General features: G+C 59.5%; 16 protein-coding genes. 14 read left to right on the top strand and 2 right to left on the bottom strand.

Annotation, left to right across the window (positions count from 1 at the left end; genetic code table 11):
• From QD461_RS12470 to QD461_RS12460, 3 genes are all read left to right on the top strand, one after another.
• Entirely contained in the window at positions 1-315 is a 315-nt protein-coding gene (locus QD461_RS12470) for a plasmid stabilization protein (RefSeq protein WP_414088054.1), read from the top strand.
• A gap of 204 nt (positions 316-519) precedes the next feature.
• The gene (locus QD461_RS12465) at positions 520-1,257 is read left to right on the top strand and encodes a glutathione S-transferase (RefSeq protein ID WP_414088053.1); all 738 of its coding nucleotides are present in this window, start codon (positions 520-522) and stop codon (positions 1,255-1,257) included.
• 3 nt (positions 1,258-1,260) lie between these two features.
• Positions 1,261-1,827, top strand: coding sequence for a methyltransferase family protein (locus QD461_RS12460; protein ID WP_414088052.1), 567 nt, complete (start codon positions 1,261-1,263; stop codon positions 1,825-1,827).
• Position 1,828: 1 nt separating this feature from the next.
• Here the strand turns inward: QD461_RS12460 and ligD are convergent, their stop codons facing one another.
• Together ligD and QD461_RS12450 are read right to left on the bottom strand one after the other, a co-directional pair.
• A complete protein-coding gene (gene ligD, locus QD461_RS12455; RefSeq protein ID WP_414088134.1) occupies positions 1,829-2,701 on the bottom strand; it encodes a non-homologous end-joining DNA ligase in 873 nt (290 codons plus the stop codon).
• A 104-nt stretch (positions 2,702-2,805) separates the two neighbouring features.
• Positions 2,806-3,600, bottom strand: coding sequence for an SDR family NAD(P)-dependent oxidoreductase (locus QD461_RS12450; protein ID WP_184707772.1), 795 nt, complete (start codon positions 3,598-3,600; stop codon positions 2,806-2,808).
• 318 nt (positions 3,601-3,918) lie between these two features.
• Between QD461_RS12450 and QD461_RS12445 the strand changes: the two genes are divergently transcribed.
• The 11 genes from QD461_RS12445 (at position 3,919) to QD461_RS12395 (ending at position 17,856) form a co-directional block, all read left to right on the top strand.
• Positions 3,919-5,796 (top strand): sigma-54-dependent Fis family transcriptional regulator, encoded by a 1,878-nt coding sequence (locus QD461_RS12445; RefSeq protein WP_414088051.1) that lies wholly within the window; start codon positions 3,919-3,921, stop codon positions 5,794-5,796.
• A gap of 164 nt (positions 5,797-5,960) precedes the next feature.
• Entirely contained in the window at positions 5,961-7,034 is a 1,074-nt protein-coding gene (locus QD461_RS12440; protein WP_414088050.1) for a 2,3-butanediol dehydrogenase, read from the top strand.
• 64 nt (positions 7,035-7,098) lie between these two features.
• A complete protein-coding gene (locus tag QD461_RS12435; RefSeq protein ID WP_414088049.1) occupies positions 7,099-8,898 on the top strand; it encodes an NAD(P)/FAD-dependent oxidoreductase in 1,800 nt (599 codons plus the stop codon).
• 259 nt (positions 8,899-9,157) lie between these two features.
• On the top strand, positions 9,158-9,553 hold the full coding sequence (locus QD461_RS12430) for a RidA family protein (RefSeq protein ID WP_184707780.1): 396 nt from the start codon (positions 9,158-9,160) through the stop codon (positions 9,551-9,553).
• 561 nt (positions 9,554-10,114) lie between these two features.
• The gene (locus QD461_RS12425; protein WP_414088133.1) at positions 10,115-11,683 is read left to right on the top strand and encodes an ABC transporter substrate-binding protein; all 1,569 of its coding nucleotides are present in this window, start codon (positions 10,115-10,117) and stop codon (positions 11,681-11,683) included.
• Between the two features lie 22 nt (positions 11,684-11,705).
• Complete coding sequence (locus tag QD461_RS12420) at positions 11,706-12,689, top strand: ABC transporter permease (RefSeq protein ID WP_414088048.1); 984 nt, start codon at positions 11,706-11,708, stop codon at positions 12,687-12,689.
• Positions 12,686-13,588 carry an ABC transporter permease gene (locus tag QD461_RS12415; RefSeq protein ID WP_414088047.1) on the top strand — a complete coding sequence of 301 codons (903 nt, stop codon included), beginning with the start codon at positions 12,686-12,688 and terminating at the stop codon, positions 13,586-13,588. Before QD461_RS12420 ends, QD461_RS12415 begins: the two co-directional genes overlap by 4 nt.
• A complete protein-coding gene (locus tag QD461_RS12410) occupies positions 13,585-14,400 on the top strand; it encodes an ABC transporter ATP-binding protein (protein ID WP_414088046.1) in 816 nt (271 codons plus the stop codon). The genes QD461_RS12415 and QD461_RS12410 overlap by 4 nt, the downstream gene beginning before the upstream one ends.
• Positions 14,397-15,323, top strand: coding sequence for an ABC transporter ATP-binding protein (locus QD461_RS12405; RefSeq protein WP_414088045.1), 927 nt, complete (start codon positions 14,397-14,399; stop codon positions 15,321-15,323). Before QD461_RS12410 ends, QD461_RS12405 begins: the two co-directional genes overlap by 4 nt.
• A 12-nt stretch (positions 15,324-15,335) precedes the next feature.
• Positions 15,336-15,806 carry a GNAT family N-acetyltransferase gene (locus QD461_RS12400; protein WP_414088044.1) on the top strand — a complete coding sequence of 157 codons (471 nt, stop codon included), beginning with the start codon at positions 15,336-15,338 and terminating at the stop codon, positions 15,804-15,806.
• 28 nt (positions 15,807-15,834) lie between these two features.
• On the top strand, positions 15,835-17,856 hold the full coding sequence (locus QD461_RS12395; RefSeq protein ID WP_414088043.1) for a beta-N-acetylhexosaminidase: 2,022 nt from the start codon (positions 15,835-15,837) through the stop codon (positions 17,854-17,856).
• Positions 17,857-17,859: the final 3 nt, after the last annotated feature.

Here is a 17,859-nt window from a genome sequence, read left to right as displayed (position 1 = left end):
ATGCCACGTGGAGACAAATCCGCTTACACGGACAAGCAGAAGCGTAAAGCCGAGCATATCGAGGAAGGTTACGAGAGCCGCGGCGTTTCCCGTGACGAAGCGGAGCAACGCGCATGGGCAACTGTGAACAAGGAGAGTGGCGGCGGCAAGAAGTCGGGTTCCGGTCGCGGCCACCCGGAGAACCATCTATCGTCAGAGAAGGGTGGCAGGATCGGCGGCCGCGCTTCGGCGAGCCGGCCGGCAGCCGAGCGCTCCGCATCGGCCAAGAAAGCGGCTGCAACGCGCAAGCGCCACGAGCAGGCCGCTCATTCCTGAAACAGGACGAGAAAGAAGTGCCGTGCCCGTGCAAATGACTGGCTCGCGAGCCCGTGGCGCAGGATCGGCCCCTTTCGTTTGGCAAAACCGATGATAGGTTCTCGCAAGGTGCAAGCAACGCATCATGCCGCCGAAGGCGAGAGCAGGCCTGTGTTACGGCGTATCGATTTGCAATGGCGGCAAGAGATGCTGCGGGAGAGATAAATGCCTTATGAGCTTTATTATTGGGACAGCATTCAAGGTCGCGGCGAGTTTGTGCGATTGGCGCTGGAAGAAGCCAACGCCGATTACGTCGATGTTTGCCGCGGCCCGTCAAGCAAGGGACAGGGAATACCGGCCATGATGGCAATCATGGGCAGCAGGTCCGATGCCGATATCCCGTTCGCGCCGCCGTTCTTGAAGGATGGCGAACGCATTATTCCGCATGCGGCAAACATACTGATGTATCTCGGGCCAAAGCTGCGCCTGGCCCCCCAAAATGAGGGTGAACGTCATGTGTTGAACGGCCTCCAGCTGACGATTACCGATTTTGTCGCTGAAGTGCATGATACCCATCATCCCATTGCCACCTCGAAATATTATGAAGACCAGAAGGAGGAGGCCAAGAGTCGATCGGCAGAATTCATCCAGAATCGCATTCCGAAATATCTTGGCTATTTCGAGCGGGTGCTCCAGCAAAATCCTGAAGGGCCGGCCCATATCTTCGGCGGCGGATTGACCTATGTGGATCTATCGCTCTTCCAGGTCTTCGAAGGGTTGCGCTATGCCTTTCCGCGCGCAACAGCGCACCTTTCCGACCGCTATCCGCACTTGAGTGCTTTGCGTGCGGCTGTCATGAAACGGCCAAACATTGCCCGCTATCTTCAATCGGACCGCCGTATTCCGTTTAATGAAAACGGCATTTTCCGGCATTATCCGGAGTTGGATAGAGATATGGCGTGAGCGATGCTCGTCTATCAGTTCATCCCCGCTTGTTGGATCGCCTTAATTCTGATCTGGCTCTTCGCCTCTTTTGGCGTCAAGAAAACCGTGCGCCAGGAACCCCCCCTGTCGCGCCTCGGCAATACCGTGCCGATCGGGATCGGCGCCTTTCTGCTGGCGGCACATCGTTCCTGGCTCGGACCTCTCAATATTCTTATCTTCCCGCATAGCTTGAACGTCTATTATGTCGGCGCCGTTTTGACGTTCGTCGGCGTCACCTTCGCCATATGGGCCCGCTTTCACATCGGCCGGAACTGGAGCGGCGTCATCACCGTCAAGCAAGACCACGTGCTGATCCGTTCCGGTCCTTACGCACTCGTGCGCCACCCGATCTATTCGGGCCTGACGCTCGCCGTTATCGGTTCGGCCATCGCCCGCGGCGATATTGCCGCGGTGCTTGCGATCATCGCTATTCTCTATGCATTTCTGCGCCGCGTTCAAATCGAAGAAAGCTGGATGAGCGAGACTTTCGGCAGCGCCTATGCCGACTATAAGGCTCGCACGCCGGCCCTGGTTCCATTTATCAAATAGGTCATGTCTTCAGTTTTGATGCGGCCTCAAAGAAGTTGGCCCAAGGATCGCCATTTGTACTTCCGAGCCGCGTGGCGGCGTTCCTGACGGTGAAAGTCGCCGGCCCGATTTTGTCGTTCAACTCTTCCCAGGCAATCGGCATCGATATGGTGGCTCCCGGCCTTGCCCTCGTTGAATAGGGGGCCACCGCTGTGCTGCTCCGGCCATTGCGCAGGTAGTCGATGAAGATGTGGCCCGTTCGCTTTGCCTTACTGGCGACCGACAAATATCTGTCGGGGCTGTCGGCGCTCATCGCATGGGCGATGGCTTCGGCCGTATCCTTGATCTTTGGCCACTCCGCATCGGGCTTCAGGGAGGCGACCACATGCAGCCCCTTGCCGCCGGAGGTCTTGACGAACGACGCAAGGCCGAGGGTCGCGAAGCGCTCTCTTATCTCCTGCGCTGCTGCAATGACCGCAGCCCAGCCGACATCCTCGCCGGGATCGAGATCCATGATGATCATGTCGGGCTTTTCCCAATGATCTGTCGTCGTGCCCCAAGGGTGTATTTCGAGCGTCGCTGATTGGACGAGCGCCGCAAGCCCGTCAAAGTCCTCGATCTTCAGAAACTTGGCGCTCGCCTCGTCCTCGGGGTCGGCAACCTCGATGATATGCGGATTGAGGCCTTTCCAGGCATGTTTCTGGAAGAAGCGAGGCCCGCTTATACCCTCCGGGCAGCGCAGCAGAGCCAGGGGCCGATTGACGATAAAGGGTGCCATGCGCAGCCAGGCCAAAGCGTAGTAGTCGACGAGATCCTGCTTGCTCACATGGTCGTCCGGCCAGTAGAGCCGCTCGGGATGCGTCAATTGAACGGAAGTTGCAGGTCTGGGCTCAATGGGCGTCTTTGCCATTCGCATGCGCTCCATCTTCCTGTGGCGGGAAAGCTGCGTCGGGCGAAGATTAGCATTGCCCGACGCGGGAAGTCGATCGCCGCGACGCCTTACGGCATCAGCTGGCCACCATTGACCTCGATGACCTGGCCCGTGATGTAGCCGGACAATGTCGGCGATGCCAGAAACAGATAGGCGCCGACGCAATCTTCAGGCGTACCGACGAAGCCCATCGGGATGGTCTTGCGCTGCAATTCCATCTGCTCGTCATTCGTATAGCGCTCGTGGAAGGGCGTTGCGATGACGCCAGGCGCGACCGCGTTGACGCGGATCTTGTCGTTGACGAATTCCTTGGCGTGACCATGCGTTATTGTGGAGACGAAGCCCTTGGAGGCGGCATAGAGGATCGCACCGTTGCCGCCGCCGTTGCGTGCTGCAATCGAGGTGGTGTTGATGACGAAGCCGCCCTGCTTCTTGAGATGGGGGTGGGCTGCGCGAGTTGCGGCGAGTACAGAGCGCGCGTTGAGGTTCATCACACGCTCGTAATGTTCGTCGGTCATGGCGGCCGTCGGGAGCCGCCCCAGCATGCCGCCGGCATTGTTCACCAATCCATCTAGGCCGCCCAAAGCGTCGACAGCGTCGCGGACGACGCGTTCCGTTTCGCCGTCCTTGGAGACGTCGCCCTGTATCAGATGGACCGTACCATCGGCAGCCTTGATCTCGGCAGCCAGACGTTCGGCGGGCTCGCGGCTGGCATTGAAATGCAGGCCGACCTTCATGCCTTGCGCGGCGAAGGCCAGTGCGACCGCTGCGCCGATACCGGTCGAAGCGCCCGTTATCAGCACCCGCTTGCCTGCAAGATCGGGAATGCGAATGGAAGCGAGGGATTGCGCGAGTTCTGCCATGACGTTTCCTCCTGAACCTCAACAATCGTATGATGAAATCATCCCACCGCAGAAGGCGCAAGGGCTGTGCGGCAATGCGGGAAAATGGATGTGCCCGCGACATGCTTTTTGTCGTCTGCCTAGGGTCGCACTATCCCGCTGCTTTTGAGGTGTCGCCATGTTCATTTCCGCTGAAAGGCCGAGGCGGGAGGGCGGGTTCAGATGTCGCGAGGCTCGATCGACGGCGCGTTCACATGCGTCGCATATGGGTAGCCGGCCGAAAGACACATTGTTGACAGGCTGTGAATATGCGACGATGCCCTGAGGGAGGAGCGGTCCATGGTGTCGACTTTGTCGCACATTAAGGAGATCGAGCGCGTTGCGATGGGGGCCACGAGCCCGCGCGACGCGCCTGTTGTGCAATCCTGGCTGCGTTGTCTCAATGATTATCGGCTCGATCCTGCCGCCGCACAGGAGGCCTATATCGTGCCGGAAACCAAGCTGCGCGAGCATCGCGAGCAGGCGGAGGAATTGATCCGCATCGGCCGCTCCGGCCTTGAGCAACTCTTCGGCCAGGTGGTCGAGCAGAATTATGTGCTGCTTCTGTCGGACGCCCGCGGCGTAACCGTGGATTTCATGGGCGACCCGACCTTTGACAATCAGTTGCGCAAGGCCGGGCTCTACCTCGGTTCAGAATGGTCGGAGAACAGGGCAGGGACCTGTGCCGTCGGTGCCTGTATCGTCTCAGGCGAGCCGGTCATTATCCATCAGGATGATCACTTCGATACCAGCCATATCGGACTGACCTGTACCGCCGCGCCGATCTTCGACACGCTGGGTGACCTGACGGCGGTTCTCGACATCTCGCAGCTGCGCTCGCCGACGGCAAAGGCCAGTCAGCAACTTGCGCTTCATCTCGTCGCTTCGACGGCGCGGCGTATCGAGCTGGCCAACCTGATGACCCGTACGCGCAACGACTGGGTGCTGCGCCTGGCACGCTCCCCGGAGTTTCTCGATGTCGATCCCGATGCGGCGATCGCGCTTGATGGTAGCGGCCGCATCTCCGGCATGACGCATGGTGGGTTCGGGGCCTTGGCGCGTGCGATGAATATGCGTGGCATCTCGACGCGTCAGTTCATCGGCCAACCGATCGATCGCTTCTTCGATATCGAGCTGGACGATCTTCCGCAATTCATGCGCGGCAGGCCGAATGGAGACAGGTTACTCAAGGCTAAGAGCGGGCTTGCTGTCTTTGCCAGCGCCATCGCTCCGGCCGCCGGCGTACGCCGTATGCCGACTGCGGATGGTTCCAAGATTCAATCCGCGTTCGAAAGCTTAAGCTTCGGCGATCCGGCGATGGAGCGCTTGCAGGCCCGGGCGGCCAAGCTTGCTGGGCGTGACATTCCGATCCTCATTCACGGTGAGACCGGCAGCGGCAAGGAATATCTGGCCCGCGCCATTCACGACAGCTGTGGTGGCAGCGGAAAATTCGTGGCGGTCAATTGTGCAGCCATTCCGGAGCAGTTGATGGAATCCGAATTGTTCGGCTACGCGCCGGGAGCCTTTACCGGCGCCAACCAAAAGGGCAAGCGCGGTCTCATTGAGGAAGCGGACGGCGGCACCCTGTTCCTGGATGAAATCGGCGATATGCCGCTTTCTCTGCAGAGCCGCCTTCTGCGGGTGTTATCCGAAAATGAGGTGCAACCGATCGGGGCTCTGAAGACGAGGTCGGTGCGTTTGCGCCTTCTGTCCGCCTCGCATCGCGATCTGGCGGAACTCGTGGCGCTCGGTCAGTTCCGGCAGGATCTATATTATCGCCTGAATGCCGTGGTGCTTGCCTTGCCGCCATTGCGCGAAAGGCAGGATCTGAATGCCGTGATCGATCATCTGCTGCATCGTGTCGGGCGGGAGAATGCACAATTCTACCGGCTGGATGTCGGTGCTCGCCAAGCGCTGCTCGACCACGACTGGCCGGGAAATCTGCGCGAGCTTTCGAATGTGCTTCGCGTCGCTGCTGTCCTGTCCGAAGGCGGCGTCATCGGCCTGGATTGCCTGCCCGACATGCTGTATCAAGTCGGGGCCTTACCTGATCGGGTTGAACACGATACGGATCTGCGCAAGGCGCTTGACGAGTGCGGCAACAACGTCTCCGCGCTTGCCCGCAAACTCGGTGTCAACCGCTCCACTGTTCACCGCAGGCTGAAGCGCCTCAACTGAGGCAGCCGCTGCAACACCTGTTGCAGCAAAGGTGTTGCACACCTAACGGTAAGGATTGCTGTCGGCGGATAATGGATTGAAATAATTTAGTTTTCCGACCTCACGGCTGCCTGGCACGGCGTTTGCTCATTCTTCCTTGCAAGAGCAATGAGGAGGAAACTGGAATGAAAGCACTCCGCTTCCATGCCGCCAAGGATTTACGCATAGACGATATCGCTCCACTGGCCGATCCAGGCCCGGGCGAGGTCCTGATCGAAAATCGCTTCTGCGGTATTTGCGGTACCGACCTGCATGAATATGCCTATGGGCCGATCTTCGTGCCAAAGGAGCCGCATCCCTTCACCAAGGCCCACGGGCCGCAGGTTCTGGGTCATGAATTCGGCGGGGTTGTGAGGGCAGTAGGCGAGGGCGTTTCTCATGTGAAGATCGGCGATCGTGTCTCGGTTCAGCCGCTGATCATGCCGCGCGTCGGTGATTATTATGCTGACCGGGGGCTCTTTCACCTAAGTTCGCAGCTCGCGCTCGCCGGCCTGTCCTGGCATTCGGGCGGCATGTCGCAGGCAGCACTTCTCAATGACTACAATGTACAGCCGATCCCTGCGAGCCTCAGCGACGAGGAGGCTGCCCTTGTCGAGCCGACAGCGGTTGCCGTCTATGCCTGTGATCGAGCCGGAGCTATCGCCGGCAGCAGCGTCCTGATAACCGGCGCCGGACCGATCGGCATTCTGACGGCGATGGCTGCGCGCGCCGCCGGAGCAACCCAACTCTTCCTGTCCGACCTCAACGACACCCGGCTGGCGCTCGCCAGAGAGGCGCTCCGTCAGGTGCGGACGATCAATCCTAGATCGGAAAAGGTCGGAGATGTCGTTCGCAGCGAAACGGAGGGGAATGTCGGCTGCGACATCGCTATCGAATGCGTCGGCAACGAACACGCATTGAAGAATTGCGTGGATGCCGTGCGCAAGCAGGGTGTCGTCGTCCAAACAGGACTGCATCCCCACGAGAACCCGCTGAACTGGTTCGACGTAACTTTCAAAGATATCGACGTCAGGGGCTCTTGGGCCTATCCGACCCACTATTGGCCGCGCGTCGCGCGGCTGATTGCCAGCGGTCAGATTCCGGCGCTCAGGATCGTCACCAAATTCGTATCACTGAGCGAAGCCGTCGAGGAAGGGTTCGATCAACTGCTCGATCCCGCAGGCCGCCATCTTAAAATCCTGATCGACCTGTCGCGATAGCCAATCGATCGTCGAGGTGGTTGAGGAGCCGCCTCGTATTTTTCAAAGAGCAGGAGGAGATGAAATGCTCGATAAAACCCCAACTACTCGCGTACAGTCGCTTCTCGACACTTTCGGCGACACACTTGCTGCCGGCCGCATCGATGAGGCCGTCTCGTTGTTTGCCGAGGAGTGCTATTGGCGCGATCTTGTCGCCTTCACCTGGAACATCAAGACCGTCGAAGGCCGCGATCAGGTGCGCGACATGCTGGAAAGGCAGCTTGCCGGCGCAAAGCCTTCCAACTTCCGGGTTGCCACAGGCGAGGAAGCAGCGGAAGCCGATGGCGTGCTGGAAAGCTGGATCTCTTTCGAGACGGCCGTTGGCCGCGGTTACGGTCTCGTCCGTTTCAAGAACGGCCTGATCTGGACCTTGTTGACCGCACTTGTCGAGTTGAAGGGGCACGAGGAAAAATCAGGCTTCACCCGTCCACTCGGCGCCAAGCACGGTCAGAATCTTGGCGGCAAGACCTGGAAGGAAGAGCGCGAGGAGGAAGCGCGAACGCTCGGCTACGACAAGCAGCCCTATGTTGTCATCATCGGCGGCGGGCAGGGCGGCATAGCGCTCGGGGCACGCCTGCGCCAACTTGGGGTTCCCACGATCATTCTGGAAAAGAATGATCGTGCCGGCGATTCCTGGCGTAAGCGCTACAAGTCGCTCTGCCTGCACGATCCGGTCTGGTACGATCACCTGCCCTATATCGATTTCCCGAAGAACTGGCCGGTCTTTGCGCCGAAGGACAAGATCGGAGACTGGCTCGAATTCTACACCAAGGTGATGGAGCTCAATTACTGGACGCGCTCGGCAGCGAAATCGGCAACATGGGATGAGCAGGCGAAGGAATGGGCCATCGTTGTCGACCGGGACGGTGAGGAGGTCGTGTTACGTCCGAAACAGCTCGTCTTTGCAACAGGCATGTCCGGCAAAGCCAACATTCCGGATTTCAAGGGTCGCGGGCGTTTCGAGGGAGAGCAGCATCACTCCTCGCAGCATCCCGGTCCGGACGGTTACAAAGGCAAGAAGGTCGTGGTCATCGGCTCCAACAACTCGGCCCACGATATTTGCGCGGCTCTCCATGAAGCTGGCGTCGACGTCACGATGATCCAGCGTTCGACCACCCATATCGTCCGGTCGGAAACCTTGATGGATATCGGCCTCGGCGGCCTCTATTCCGAGCAGGCTCTGGCAAATGGGGTGACGACGGCAAAGGCCGATTTGATCTTCGCATCGTTGCCGTATCGGATCATGCACGAGTTCCAGATCCCGCTCTACAATCAAATGCGCGAGCGTGACGCCGATTTCTATGCGGCACTGGAAAAGGCCGGGTTCCAGCTGGACTGGGGCGCGGATGGCTCTGGCCTGTTCATGAAGTATCTGCGTCGCGGCTCCGGCTACTACATCGATATCGGCGCCTCGCAATTGATCATCGACGGCAAGATCAAACTGCAAGCCGGTCAGGTCGAGGAGATCACCGAAAATTCCATCACGCTCGACAATGGCGGGGAAATCCCAGCTGACGTGATTGTCTATGCGACCGGCTATGGTTCGATGAACGGTTGGGTCGCCGACCTGATCGATCAGGATACCGCCGACAAGGTCGGCAAGGTCTGGGGTTTGGGCTCGGATACGCCGAAGGATCCCGGCCCATGGGAAGGTGAGCAGCGCAACATGTGGAAGCCGACGCAACAGGAGGCCCTCTGGTTCCATGGCGGCAATCTCCACCAGTCGCGTCACTACTCGCAGTATCTTTCCTTACAGTTGAAGGCGCGCATGGAAGGCATTGCTACCCCTGTCTATGGTTTGCAGGCCGTTCATCATAAACGTTAACATGTTGAGGAAGACGTTATAATGCTTTGAAAATATTGTGATCTCGGATGTTGTGTCGAGTGTTGGCGCCATCCGGGATCCGCAGTCTTTCACCTTTCTCATGAGGAATGCCGAGATGGAGAGCTCGGCGCGGAACGGCGAAACGTCTGGCGTGACCGTGTTATGGCGGATAGGAAGGGCGCGGAAGAGTCGCGCCTCGTTGACATCATTTCGAGATGCCGGCTGCTGATTTCGACAACAGAGAAAGGTCGAGTAGAGCATGAGCAAGAACAAGCTGATCCGTTTTGATGTCGCCGACAGCCAGGCGGGCGGCCAACGCCGTCCCTTCGCCAAGGCCGTGCGCGCCGGCGATTTCGTCTACGTCTCGGGTCAGGTCCCGACCGTCAACGGCGAGGTCATCGTCGGCAATATCGTCGCACAGACCGAGCAGGTCATCGCCAATATCAAGGAAGTGCTTGCACTGGCCGATTGCACTCTCGAGCATGTCGTGAAGGTCAATGCCTGGCTTGACGATGCCCGTGATTTCTCGAGCTTCAATGCGGTTTTCCAGAAGCACTTCATCGATCATCCGCCGGCGCGTTCCACCGTTCAGTCGCCGATGATGGTGGATGTGAAGGTCGAGATGGACGTTATCGCTTACAAGCCGCTCGACTGAAATCGACGTTTCCAGACGTATCCAAGTCCCTTCTCCAAGTTTCCGCAACGATAGCGGAATGACCTTGTGACGACCCGATTGCCCATGCGCAATCAATTGGACCCGGCATCGCTGTCATTAATTGCGATGCCGGGAGTTCTGACCGGCATTCTCTTTCGAGCGCCCTATCTCGGCTTCCCGCTCGTGAGGGTCTTTGACACAAACAAGCATTTATCAACGCGTCTCAGGTCGTCCGATTCTCCACGATCCCACGCCGGACGCTCGCCATTTCCCTTGTGATTTTGATTTCCGGTAGTCGCCATATCGGCGGTTGCGAAGGTCTGCGCGCGCTCGCGTCATCGCCTGTTGATTTCCAATCAGCGGATTGACGACGGCTCAAACTGACGATTAAATCAATTTGATTGACTACTAGAGGTCAACGAGAGGGAGCTAAAAATGGGACTGAAGACAAGCAGATTGCATAACCTCTTCCAGCAGACGTCGTGGCTGGCAACGGCAGCGCTCGGCGTGTCGCTGGCTTTCGGCGCAAGCGTCGCTTCGGCGGCCGAATCCGTGCTGACGATGCACATCGAAGAGCAGACCAGCTGGGTCAGTAATTTCAATCCCTTCGATCTGGCCGGTCGTCGCCAGAGCACGATGGATTTCATTTACGAGCCGCTGGTCATCTTCAACGCCAATGACGGTGGCAAGCCCGTCTGGCGCCTGGCCACGAGTTACAAATTCTCCGACGATCTCTTGTCTGTCACCTACGATCTGCGCCCCGGTGTGAAGTGGTCGGATGGTCAGCCGCTGACCTCGGCCGACGTGAAATACACGATCGACCTGATGCTGAAGAACCCCGCCGTCGATACGGTTGGAGTCGGTCAGACCGTCGCGTCGGTCGAAGCGCCGTCACCGACCCAGGTGACGATCAAGCTCAAAGCCGTCAATTCCGAGTTTCCGCAGTCGCTCGCCGATCTGGCCGTCGTTCCCCAGCATATCTGGAAGGACGTCGCCGATCCGGTCGCCTTCAAGAACGAAAAGCCCATCGGCTCCGGTCCGATGACCGAGGTCCGTCGCTTCACGCCGCAGGTCTACGAACAGTGCCGCAATCCGAACTATTGGGATGCTGCATCGCTGCATGTGGATTGCGTGCGCCTGCCGCAAATTTCCGGCAACGACCAGATGCTGGCTCTTTTGCCGGAAGGCACTGTCGACTGGATCGGCTCATTCCTGCCGCAAATCGACAAGACCTTCGTTGGGCTAGATCCCCAGCATAACGGTTACTGGCAGCCGCCGGCTGAAACCGTTGCCTTCGAGATGAATTTCAAGTCCACCAATGCCGGCAATCTCGAGGCTTTCAAGGATCTCAATTTCCGTCACGCCTTCAGCCTGGCTATGGATCGCAAGTCGATGGTCGATATTGCCGGCTTCGGCTACCCGGTCGTCAACCTGCATGCCAGCGGCCTGCCGCCGCGCTTCGACAGCTGGCGCAACAAAGCCGCCGAAGGCGATAAGGATGCCTTCATGGGCTTCGATACTGCCAAGGCGAACAAGATTCTCGATGACGCCGGCTATAAGAAGGGTGCCGACGGCTTCCGCACGACGCCAAGCGGCAAGCCGATCACCTTCCCGGTCATCGTGCCGAACGGCTGGACGGACTGGATCGATGCCGTGCAGATTGCTGTCGAAGGTCTGCGTGCTGCCGGCATCAACGCCTCCGTTGCTACGCCGGAATATGAACAGTGGCGCAAGCAGCTGCTCGATGGCAGCTTCGATGTCGTCATGAACTCGCGTGCCGATACCGCCACGCCTTTCCAGGGCTTTTATCAGAGCCTATCGACGGACTATGCCGGCAAGCTTACCGTTGCTGCGCCACGCTACTCCAACCCGAAGCTCGATGCGCTCTTCGACCAGTATCGCAAGTCGTCCGCTGACAGCGATCACAAGAAGATCTTCAACGATATTCAGGTGCTGATCGCCGACGACTTCCCGGTCGTGCCGGTCTTCAACGGGCCGACCTGGTATCAGTATTCCAGTAAGCGGTTCACGGGTTGGGTTACCGACAAGGATCCGGTCATGAATCCGGAAAACCACGACAACAATCGCATGCGTCTGATGCATCTGCTGCGTCTCAAGCCGGTCCAATAAGACCCAAGCCAAGGAAGCAGACATGCGTATTTCAAGCCGGCGCCTAGGCGTCTACGCGGTGGCGCTGGCCTTCGCGATCGTCGTGAACTTCATTCTTCCCCGGCTTATGCCGGGGAGTCCCGTCGATGCCATGGTGGCCCAGCTTGGGCCACGGGCAACGCCCGCCGCCGTCGAGGCAATCAAGGCGCGCTTCGGCGAGATCGATCAGCCGATCATGATGCAGTTCCTCGATTATCTCAAAGGCCTCGCGACCCTCGATCTCGGCGTTTCGGTCAAATACTATCCGCAGACCGTGGTTCAGGTGTTGAGCCGTGCAACGCTGTGGACCATCTTCCTGGTCGTGACTGCGATTGTCTTTTCGCTATGCGTCGGCGTCGTGCTCGGCGCGATCTCGGCCTGGCGGCGCGGCGGGCGGTTCGACACGGTCGTGTCGCCTCTGTCGGTCATCATGTTCTCGATCCCGCCCGTGATCATCGCCCTGACAATCCTCTTCGTCTTTGCGGTGTCACTGCGTTGGTTCCCGGTGGGATATGCCTATGATCCCAATCTTGACCCGGGCTTCAACTTCACCTTCTTCAGCAGCGTCTTCATGCATGCCATCCTGCCGGTGCTGACGCTTTCGCCGTTCCTCATCGGCGAATTCCAGACGACCATGCGCTCATCGATGATCGTCATACTGGGTGAGGATTATGTGACCATGGGGCGGGCGAAAGGGCTCAGCAATTTCGCCGTCATGTTCAGCTATGGCGCCCGCAATGCGCTTTTGCCCGTGTTGACCAATCTGGCGCTGATGCTTGGCGCCGTCTTCGGCGGCTCCATCGTTACCGAGATCGTCTTCAACTATCCGGGCCTCGGGCTGACGCTTTTCACCGCCAGCGTGGCGCGAGACTATCCGGTCATTCAGGGGCAACTGCTCTTGATGACTATGGCGACCCTTGCCGCGAATTTCCTGGTCGACATCATCTACGGCCTTGTTGATCCGAGACTGAGGGAGGGCGTACGATGAGCTTTGCGCTTCGCTCCATTTTCAGCCAGAAGAAGGCTCTCATCGGCTTCATCATCGTTGCCGCCTTGTGCCTGATGGCGATTTTCGCGCCAATCATCGCGCCGGGCGAACCGGGTGCTCGCGTCGGACGCTCGCATCAGCCTCCGTCGGTCGAACATGTCTTCGGAACCACCAAGATGGGCCGTGATGTCTATCGGCAGTTCGTCTGGGGTGCGAGAAGTTCGCTTTCGGTAGGCTTTGCGACCGGCATCGCCATTACCGTCATCGGCACCGCTATCGGCCTCATCGCCGGCTATGCCGGCGGCAGGACAGATGCGGTACTCGATCTCGCCACCAATGCGGTGCTGGTCATACCGAACATGCCGCTGCTCATCCTCCTGGCCTCATTCGCAGGCACGGTAGGACCGATCATCATCATGACCATCATCGCGCTGACCTCGTGGCCGTGGGGCGCGCGCATGACCCGATCGCAAACCATGGCTCTGCGCAATCGCGACTTCGTCACGGCTGCGAAGATGATCGGCGAACCGGCATGGCGCATCATCTTCGTCGAAATCCTGCCGAACCTGACGCCGTTGATCGGCATCAATCTGGTCGGCAGCATCATCTACGCGATCGTGGCGCAGACAACGCTTGAATATCTCGGCTTCGGCGATCCGCTGAAGGTGACTTGGGGCACGATGCTCTACAACGCCCAGAACGCTTCGGCGATCATGGTCGGCGCCTGGTGGGACATTGCAGTGCCCGCCGCCGGTATCGCGCTTACCGGCCTTGGCCTCGCGCTCATCAACTTCACCTTCGATGAAATCGCCAATCCGCAATTGCGCTCCGGACCGGCATTGACCCGTTGGTTCCGTCTGACCCGAGCCCGCAACCGCATGATGAGGTCAGGCCAATGAGCGATAACCTGCTTGAAATTGAAAATCTCAACATCGACTACCTGGTCGACAGGGGTGACTTCCGCGCGGTGAAAGACGTCTCGTTCAACATCGGCCGCGGTGAGATTTTCGGTCTCGCCGGCGAGTCCGGTTGCGGCAAGAGCACGATTGCCTTCGCGATCACGCGGCTTTCCAAGCCGCCGGCATGGATCAGTGGCGGGAGCATCCGACTGGATGGCCAGGATCTGCTCAAGATGCCGGAGACCGAGTTGCAGAAGATCCGCTGGAAGCGGGTCGGCATGGTGTTTCAGAGCGCCATGAACTCGCTCAATCCGTTGATGCGGGTGGAGGCGCAGTTTCATGATGTACTGAACCGCCATACCGGATGCTCCCGTCAGGAATCCCGTGCCCGTGCCGAGGACATGTTCAAGCTGGTGGGCATTCCCGCCCATCGCGTCAGCGACTATCCGCATCAGTTTTCCGGTGGCATGCGCCAGCGCATCGTTATCGCCATCTGCCTGGCGCTGCGCCCTGAACTCATCATCATGGACGAACCGACGACGGCGCTCGACGTCGTCGTGCAGCGGGAGATCCTCGAGCAAGTGCTCGATCTTCAGCAGACCTACGGTTTCTCCGTGCTGTTCATCACTCATGATTTGCACCTGATGGCGCAGCTTTGCCATCGCATCGGCGTGATGCTGAAGGGTGAGCTGGTCGAAGTTGGCGATGTCGCGCAGGTCAGCCAGGCGCCCAGGCACGACTATACCCGCAAGCTCTGGAACGCCATTCCGCAGCTTCCAGCCAGCGCACACGCTCCCGGAGTTTTCGCATGAAACCGCACATACAGGCTGTGACTGCCGAACCCGTTATCCGGCTCGAGGATGTTCAACGCCATTTCGGCGCGGTTCATGCGCTGAAGAGTGTTTCCTTCTCGTTATTCGCGGGAAAGGCACTTGCTCTCGTCGGCGAGTCGGGTTGCGGCAAGACCACATGCGCTCGCATCATCGCTCGTCTCGACAAGCCGACGGCGGGCAAGATTCTGTTCCGTGGCCACGATCGCAGCGCGCAAGGGTCGAGCAAGGAAGAGCGGATGTACCGTAAGGACGTCCAAATGGTTTTCCAGGATCCCTTCTCGTCGCTCAACCCCGCCTTCACTATCAACCATCACCTTGCGCGGCCGCTGCAACTTCATGGCGGCGACAAACCGAAGGCCGAGCGGGATGACAATGTAAACCGGCTGCTCGTCAGCGTCGGCCTCGATCCGGCGGTAACGCGGCAGAAGTTCCCGCACGAACTGTCGGGCGGTCAGCGCCAGCGCGTCAACATTGCCCGTGCCTTGGCGGTTGCGCCGAGCGTGCTGGTGGCGGATGAGCCGACCTCGATGCTTGACGTTTCGATCCGCAAGGACATCCTTGATCTCCTGGCGCGTGTGAAGCGCGAGAACGATCTCGCCATGCTCTATATCACGCATGATATTGCCACGGCCGCCCATGTCGCCGAGGAGATTGTCGTGATGTTTGCCGGCCAGATGGTGGAATGGGGCAATACGGAAATGGTGCTGTCCGCGCCAAAGCATCCCTACACGCAACTCCTGCTGTCAGCGGTTCCGCATGGAGGCCGCAGGTTCGTGACCGGCGGCAGCGCCCGCTTTCTCGAGCAGGCAGAGAAGATCCGCGCGCTCACCCGCCCGGTCTCCACCAAGGTCGAGCAAATCGGCACCAATCATTTCATGCGTGCGCTCGTCGCATCGAATTAGAAGGATTTCACCTTGGATTATCTGGTCAATCTATCGACGCTGCCGGCTGACACGCAGTCGCCCGAGCGGATGGCGCAGGGCGGCATTACAATCCGTCGAGCCCTGCCGCCGGAACTGCGGCTGATCACCGGCTGGGTGGCAGAACATTTCAGCCAGGGATGGGCAAGCGAGACGACCGTTGCGATGACACGCCAACCGCCGACCTGCTTCATCGCCACGCGCAATCGTGAGTTGGTCGGCTTTGCCTGCCACGAGGCGACCGCACGCGGCTTTTTCGGCCCGACAGGGGTCGCCGAAGAGGTGCGGGGCCTCGGCATCGGCCGCGCGCTGCTGTTCGCCTGCCTCGCTGACATGAAGACGATGGGCTACGGCTACGCAATCATCGGCGATGTCGGCCCCTCCGAATTCTATGAGAAGACGGTCGGCGCAACGCAGATCCCCAATTCCGCGCCCGGCATCTACGCCGGCATGCTCAAGCTTTGAACAATCCCTTCAGGAAGAGAGAATACTCATGTCCATACCGCGATCCTTGGCTCTGCGGCTTGAAACCACATGGAACCCGCCGACCGACGAGAAGGAATTTTCCTACGTATTGCGGCTGAAGAATCTTTCGTCGGAGCCGCTTTCCGGCTTCGCGCTCTGTGTCAGCGGCCCGGGTCGTGTCGATCCGGCCGGCATCGTTGAAGGCGCGACGATCTCCAAGCGTCTTTCCAACTTCACCGAGTTCCAGCCGCCGGAAGGCTTCGTACTGGCGGGTGGCGAAACGTGGACCATCACGGTTCGCGCCTTGAGCTGGCAGTTTCGTCACTGGAACGATGGCGCCAACAGCGCCTATCTCGCATTCGCCGATGGCACCACGGTTTCACTTGGCACCGAGCCGACGCGCACATCATCCAGCAATGCGCCGTTGAAGCGTGGCGCGGAAGTCTATTCGGTGCCGTCAAATCCGCCGGTGCCTCTAGCGATCATTCCGTGGCCGAACCACGTAGCGGTATCCTCCCGACGTCCACTGCCGGCAGGCTTCGCCTTGAAGGCCGCGGCGCCGGATGCGCAAGCTGCCGCTAAAAGCTTTACGGCCCTTGTCGAGCACCTCTTTTCGGCCGAAGGAATGATCCGTTCCGAGGCGGAAGGTGCCGTGCCGGTGGAATTGCGCCATGTCGAAGGTCTGGGCGCCGAGGCCTATAGGCTCGCCTTTTCCCCAGAGACGATAACGGTCGAAGCGAGCGCGCAGACCGGCTTCGTCTATGGTCTCGTTACCATCGGTCAGATCTGGCGCGGTGCGCGTCTGCATCCGCAGGCATTCCATTTCCCGGCAGGCGGCGAGATCATCGACGAGCCGGCGATGAGCTGGCGCGGCCTGCACCTCGACGTCGCGCGGCAATTCTACGGTTCCGCTGAAATCAAGAAGCTGATGGCGGTGCTTGCCTGGAACAAGCTCAATCGCTTCCATTGGCATCTGTCGGATGATGAAGCATGGCGCGTCGAGATCGATGCCTATCCGGCGCTGACTGAAATTGGTGCGTGGCGTGGGCATGGCCTGCCGATGCCGCCGCTTCTCGGCTCCAGCCCGGCTCGCACCGGCGGTTACTACACCAAGGCGGTCGTGCGCGATATCGTCGGCTATGCCAAGGGTCTTGGCATCGAGGTTTTGCCGGAGATCGACATGCCGGGCCATTGTTACGCGATGCTCCAGGCAATTCCCGAGCTTCGAGATCCTGACGAGGCAGGCAGCTACTACTCGGTCCAGGGCTTTCCGGACAACTGCATCAATCCGGCCCGCGAGAAGACCTATGAGGTCATCGAGACGATCCTGTCCGAACTCATCGAGCTTTTCCCGTTCAAGACCATCCATATCGGCGCCGACGAAGTGCCGCTCGGTGCGTGGTCCGGTTCCCCGGAAGCGCTTGCGCGCCTGCGCGAACTCGCCGGCGACGACGTGGCGGACGCACATGCCAAGCGTCTGAACGTGATCACCAATACGCATGGCGCAGACGATATCGATGGTTCCGGCACCGCGGTTCTTCAGGCTGAGTTCCTGGAGCGGATCCAGGCATTTCTCGCTTCGAAAGGCTGCATAACGGGTGGCTGGGAAGAGGCTGCGCATGGCGACAGGATCGACAAGGACAAGAGCTATCTCTGCAGCTGGCGTAGCGTTGAAGTCGCCGCCGAGCTGGCTGGCCGCGGATATGAGATGGTGGTCTGCCCGGGCCAGGTCTACTATCTCGACATGGCGATGCGCCCGGATTGGGACGAGCCAGGCGCAAGCTGGGCTGGCCACTCGGATCCGGAGAAACTCTACACCTTCGATCCCATCGCTGGTTGGACAGACGCCCAGAAGGAAAAGCTTCGTGGCATTCAGGCCTGCATCTGGTCGGAGTCGATGACCGATCGCGCCATCTTCGACCGCCTTGTCTTCCCGCGCCTATCCGCACTTGCGGAAACCGGCTGGACGAAGCCATCGGCAAAATCCTGGGAGCGGTTCAAGGCGCTCGCCGGCACGATGCCGCTGCTTTACGGTCTGCATCAATTTTGACCG

It is taken from the genome of Rhizobium sp. BR 314 (genome assembly GCF_047445805.1).
Taxonomy (GTDB): Bacteria; Pseudomonadota; Alphaproteobacteria; order Rhizobiales; family Rhizobiaceae; genus Rhizobium; species Rhizobium lusitanum_B.
The sequence above is the reverse complement of the archived record's forward strand: the minus strand, read 5'-3'. Positions and strand labels throughout refer to the sequence as shown.

What these genes read in the sequence shown, in the direction of transcription:
- QD461_RS12470 (WP_414088054.1), top strand. Translation starts at nt 1, where the DNA reads ATGCCACGTGGAGACAAATCCGCTTACACGGACAAGCAGAAGCGTAAA.
- QD461_RS12465 (WP_414088053.1), top strand. Translation starts at nt 520, where the DNA reads ATGCCTTATGAGCTTTATTATTGGGACAGCATTCAAGGTCGCGGCGAG.
- QD461_RS12460 (WP_414088052.1), top strand. Translation starts at nt 1,261, where the DNA reads ATGCTCGTCTATCAGTTCATCCCCGCTTGTTGGATCGCCTTAATTCTG.
- QD461_RS12450 (WP_184707772.1), bottom strand. Translation starts at nt 3,600, where the DNA reads ATGGCAGAACTCGCGCAATCCCTCGCTTCCATTCGCATTCCCGATCTT.
- QD461_RS12445 (WP_414088051.1), top strand. Translation starts at nt 3,919, where the DNA reads ATGGTGTCGACTTTGTCGCACATTAAGGAGATCGAGCGCGTTGCGATG.
- QD461_RS12440 (WP_414088050.1), top strand. Translation starts at nt 5,961, where the DNA reads ATGAAAGCACTCCGCTTCCATGCCGCCAAGGATTTACGCATAGACGAT.
- QD461_RS12435 (WP_414088049.1), top strand. Translation starts at nt 7,099, where the DNA reads ATGCTCGATAAAACCCCAACTACTCGCGTACAGTCGCTTCTCGACACT.
- QD461_RS12430 (WP_184707780.1), top strand. Translation starts at nt 9,158, where the DNA reads ATGAGCAAGAACAAGCTGATCCGTTTTGATGTCGCCGACAGCCAGGCG.
- QD461_RS12425 (WP_414088133.1), top strand. Translation starts at nt 10,115, where the DNA reads ATGCACATCGAAGAGCAGACCAGCTGGGTCAGTAATTTCAATCCCTTC.
- QD461_RS12420 (WP_414088048.1), top strand. Translation starts at nt 11,706, where the DNA reads ATGCGTATTTCAAGCCGGCGCCTAGGCGTCTACGCGGTGGCGCTGGCC.
- QD461_RS12415 (WP_414088047.1), top strand. Translation starts at nt 12,686, where the DNA reads ATGAGCTTTGCGCTTCGCTCCATTTTCAGCCAGAAGAAGGCTCTCATC.
- QD461_RS12410 (WP_414088046.1), top strand. Translation starts at nt 13,585, where the DNA reads ATGAGCGATAACCTGCTTGAAATTGAAAATCTCAACATCGACTACCTG.
- QD461_RS12405 (WP_414088045.1), top strand. Translation starts at nt 14,397, where the DNA reads ATGAAACCGCACATACAGGCTGTGACTGCCGAACCCGTTATCCGGCTC.
- QD461_RS12395 (WP_414088043.1), top strand. Translation starts at nt 15,835, where the DNA reads ATGTCCATACCGCGATCCTTGGCTCTGCGGCTTGAAACCACATGGAAC.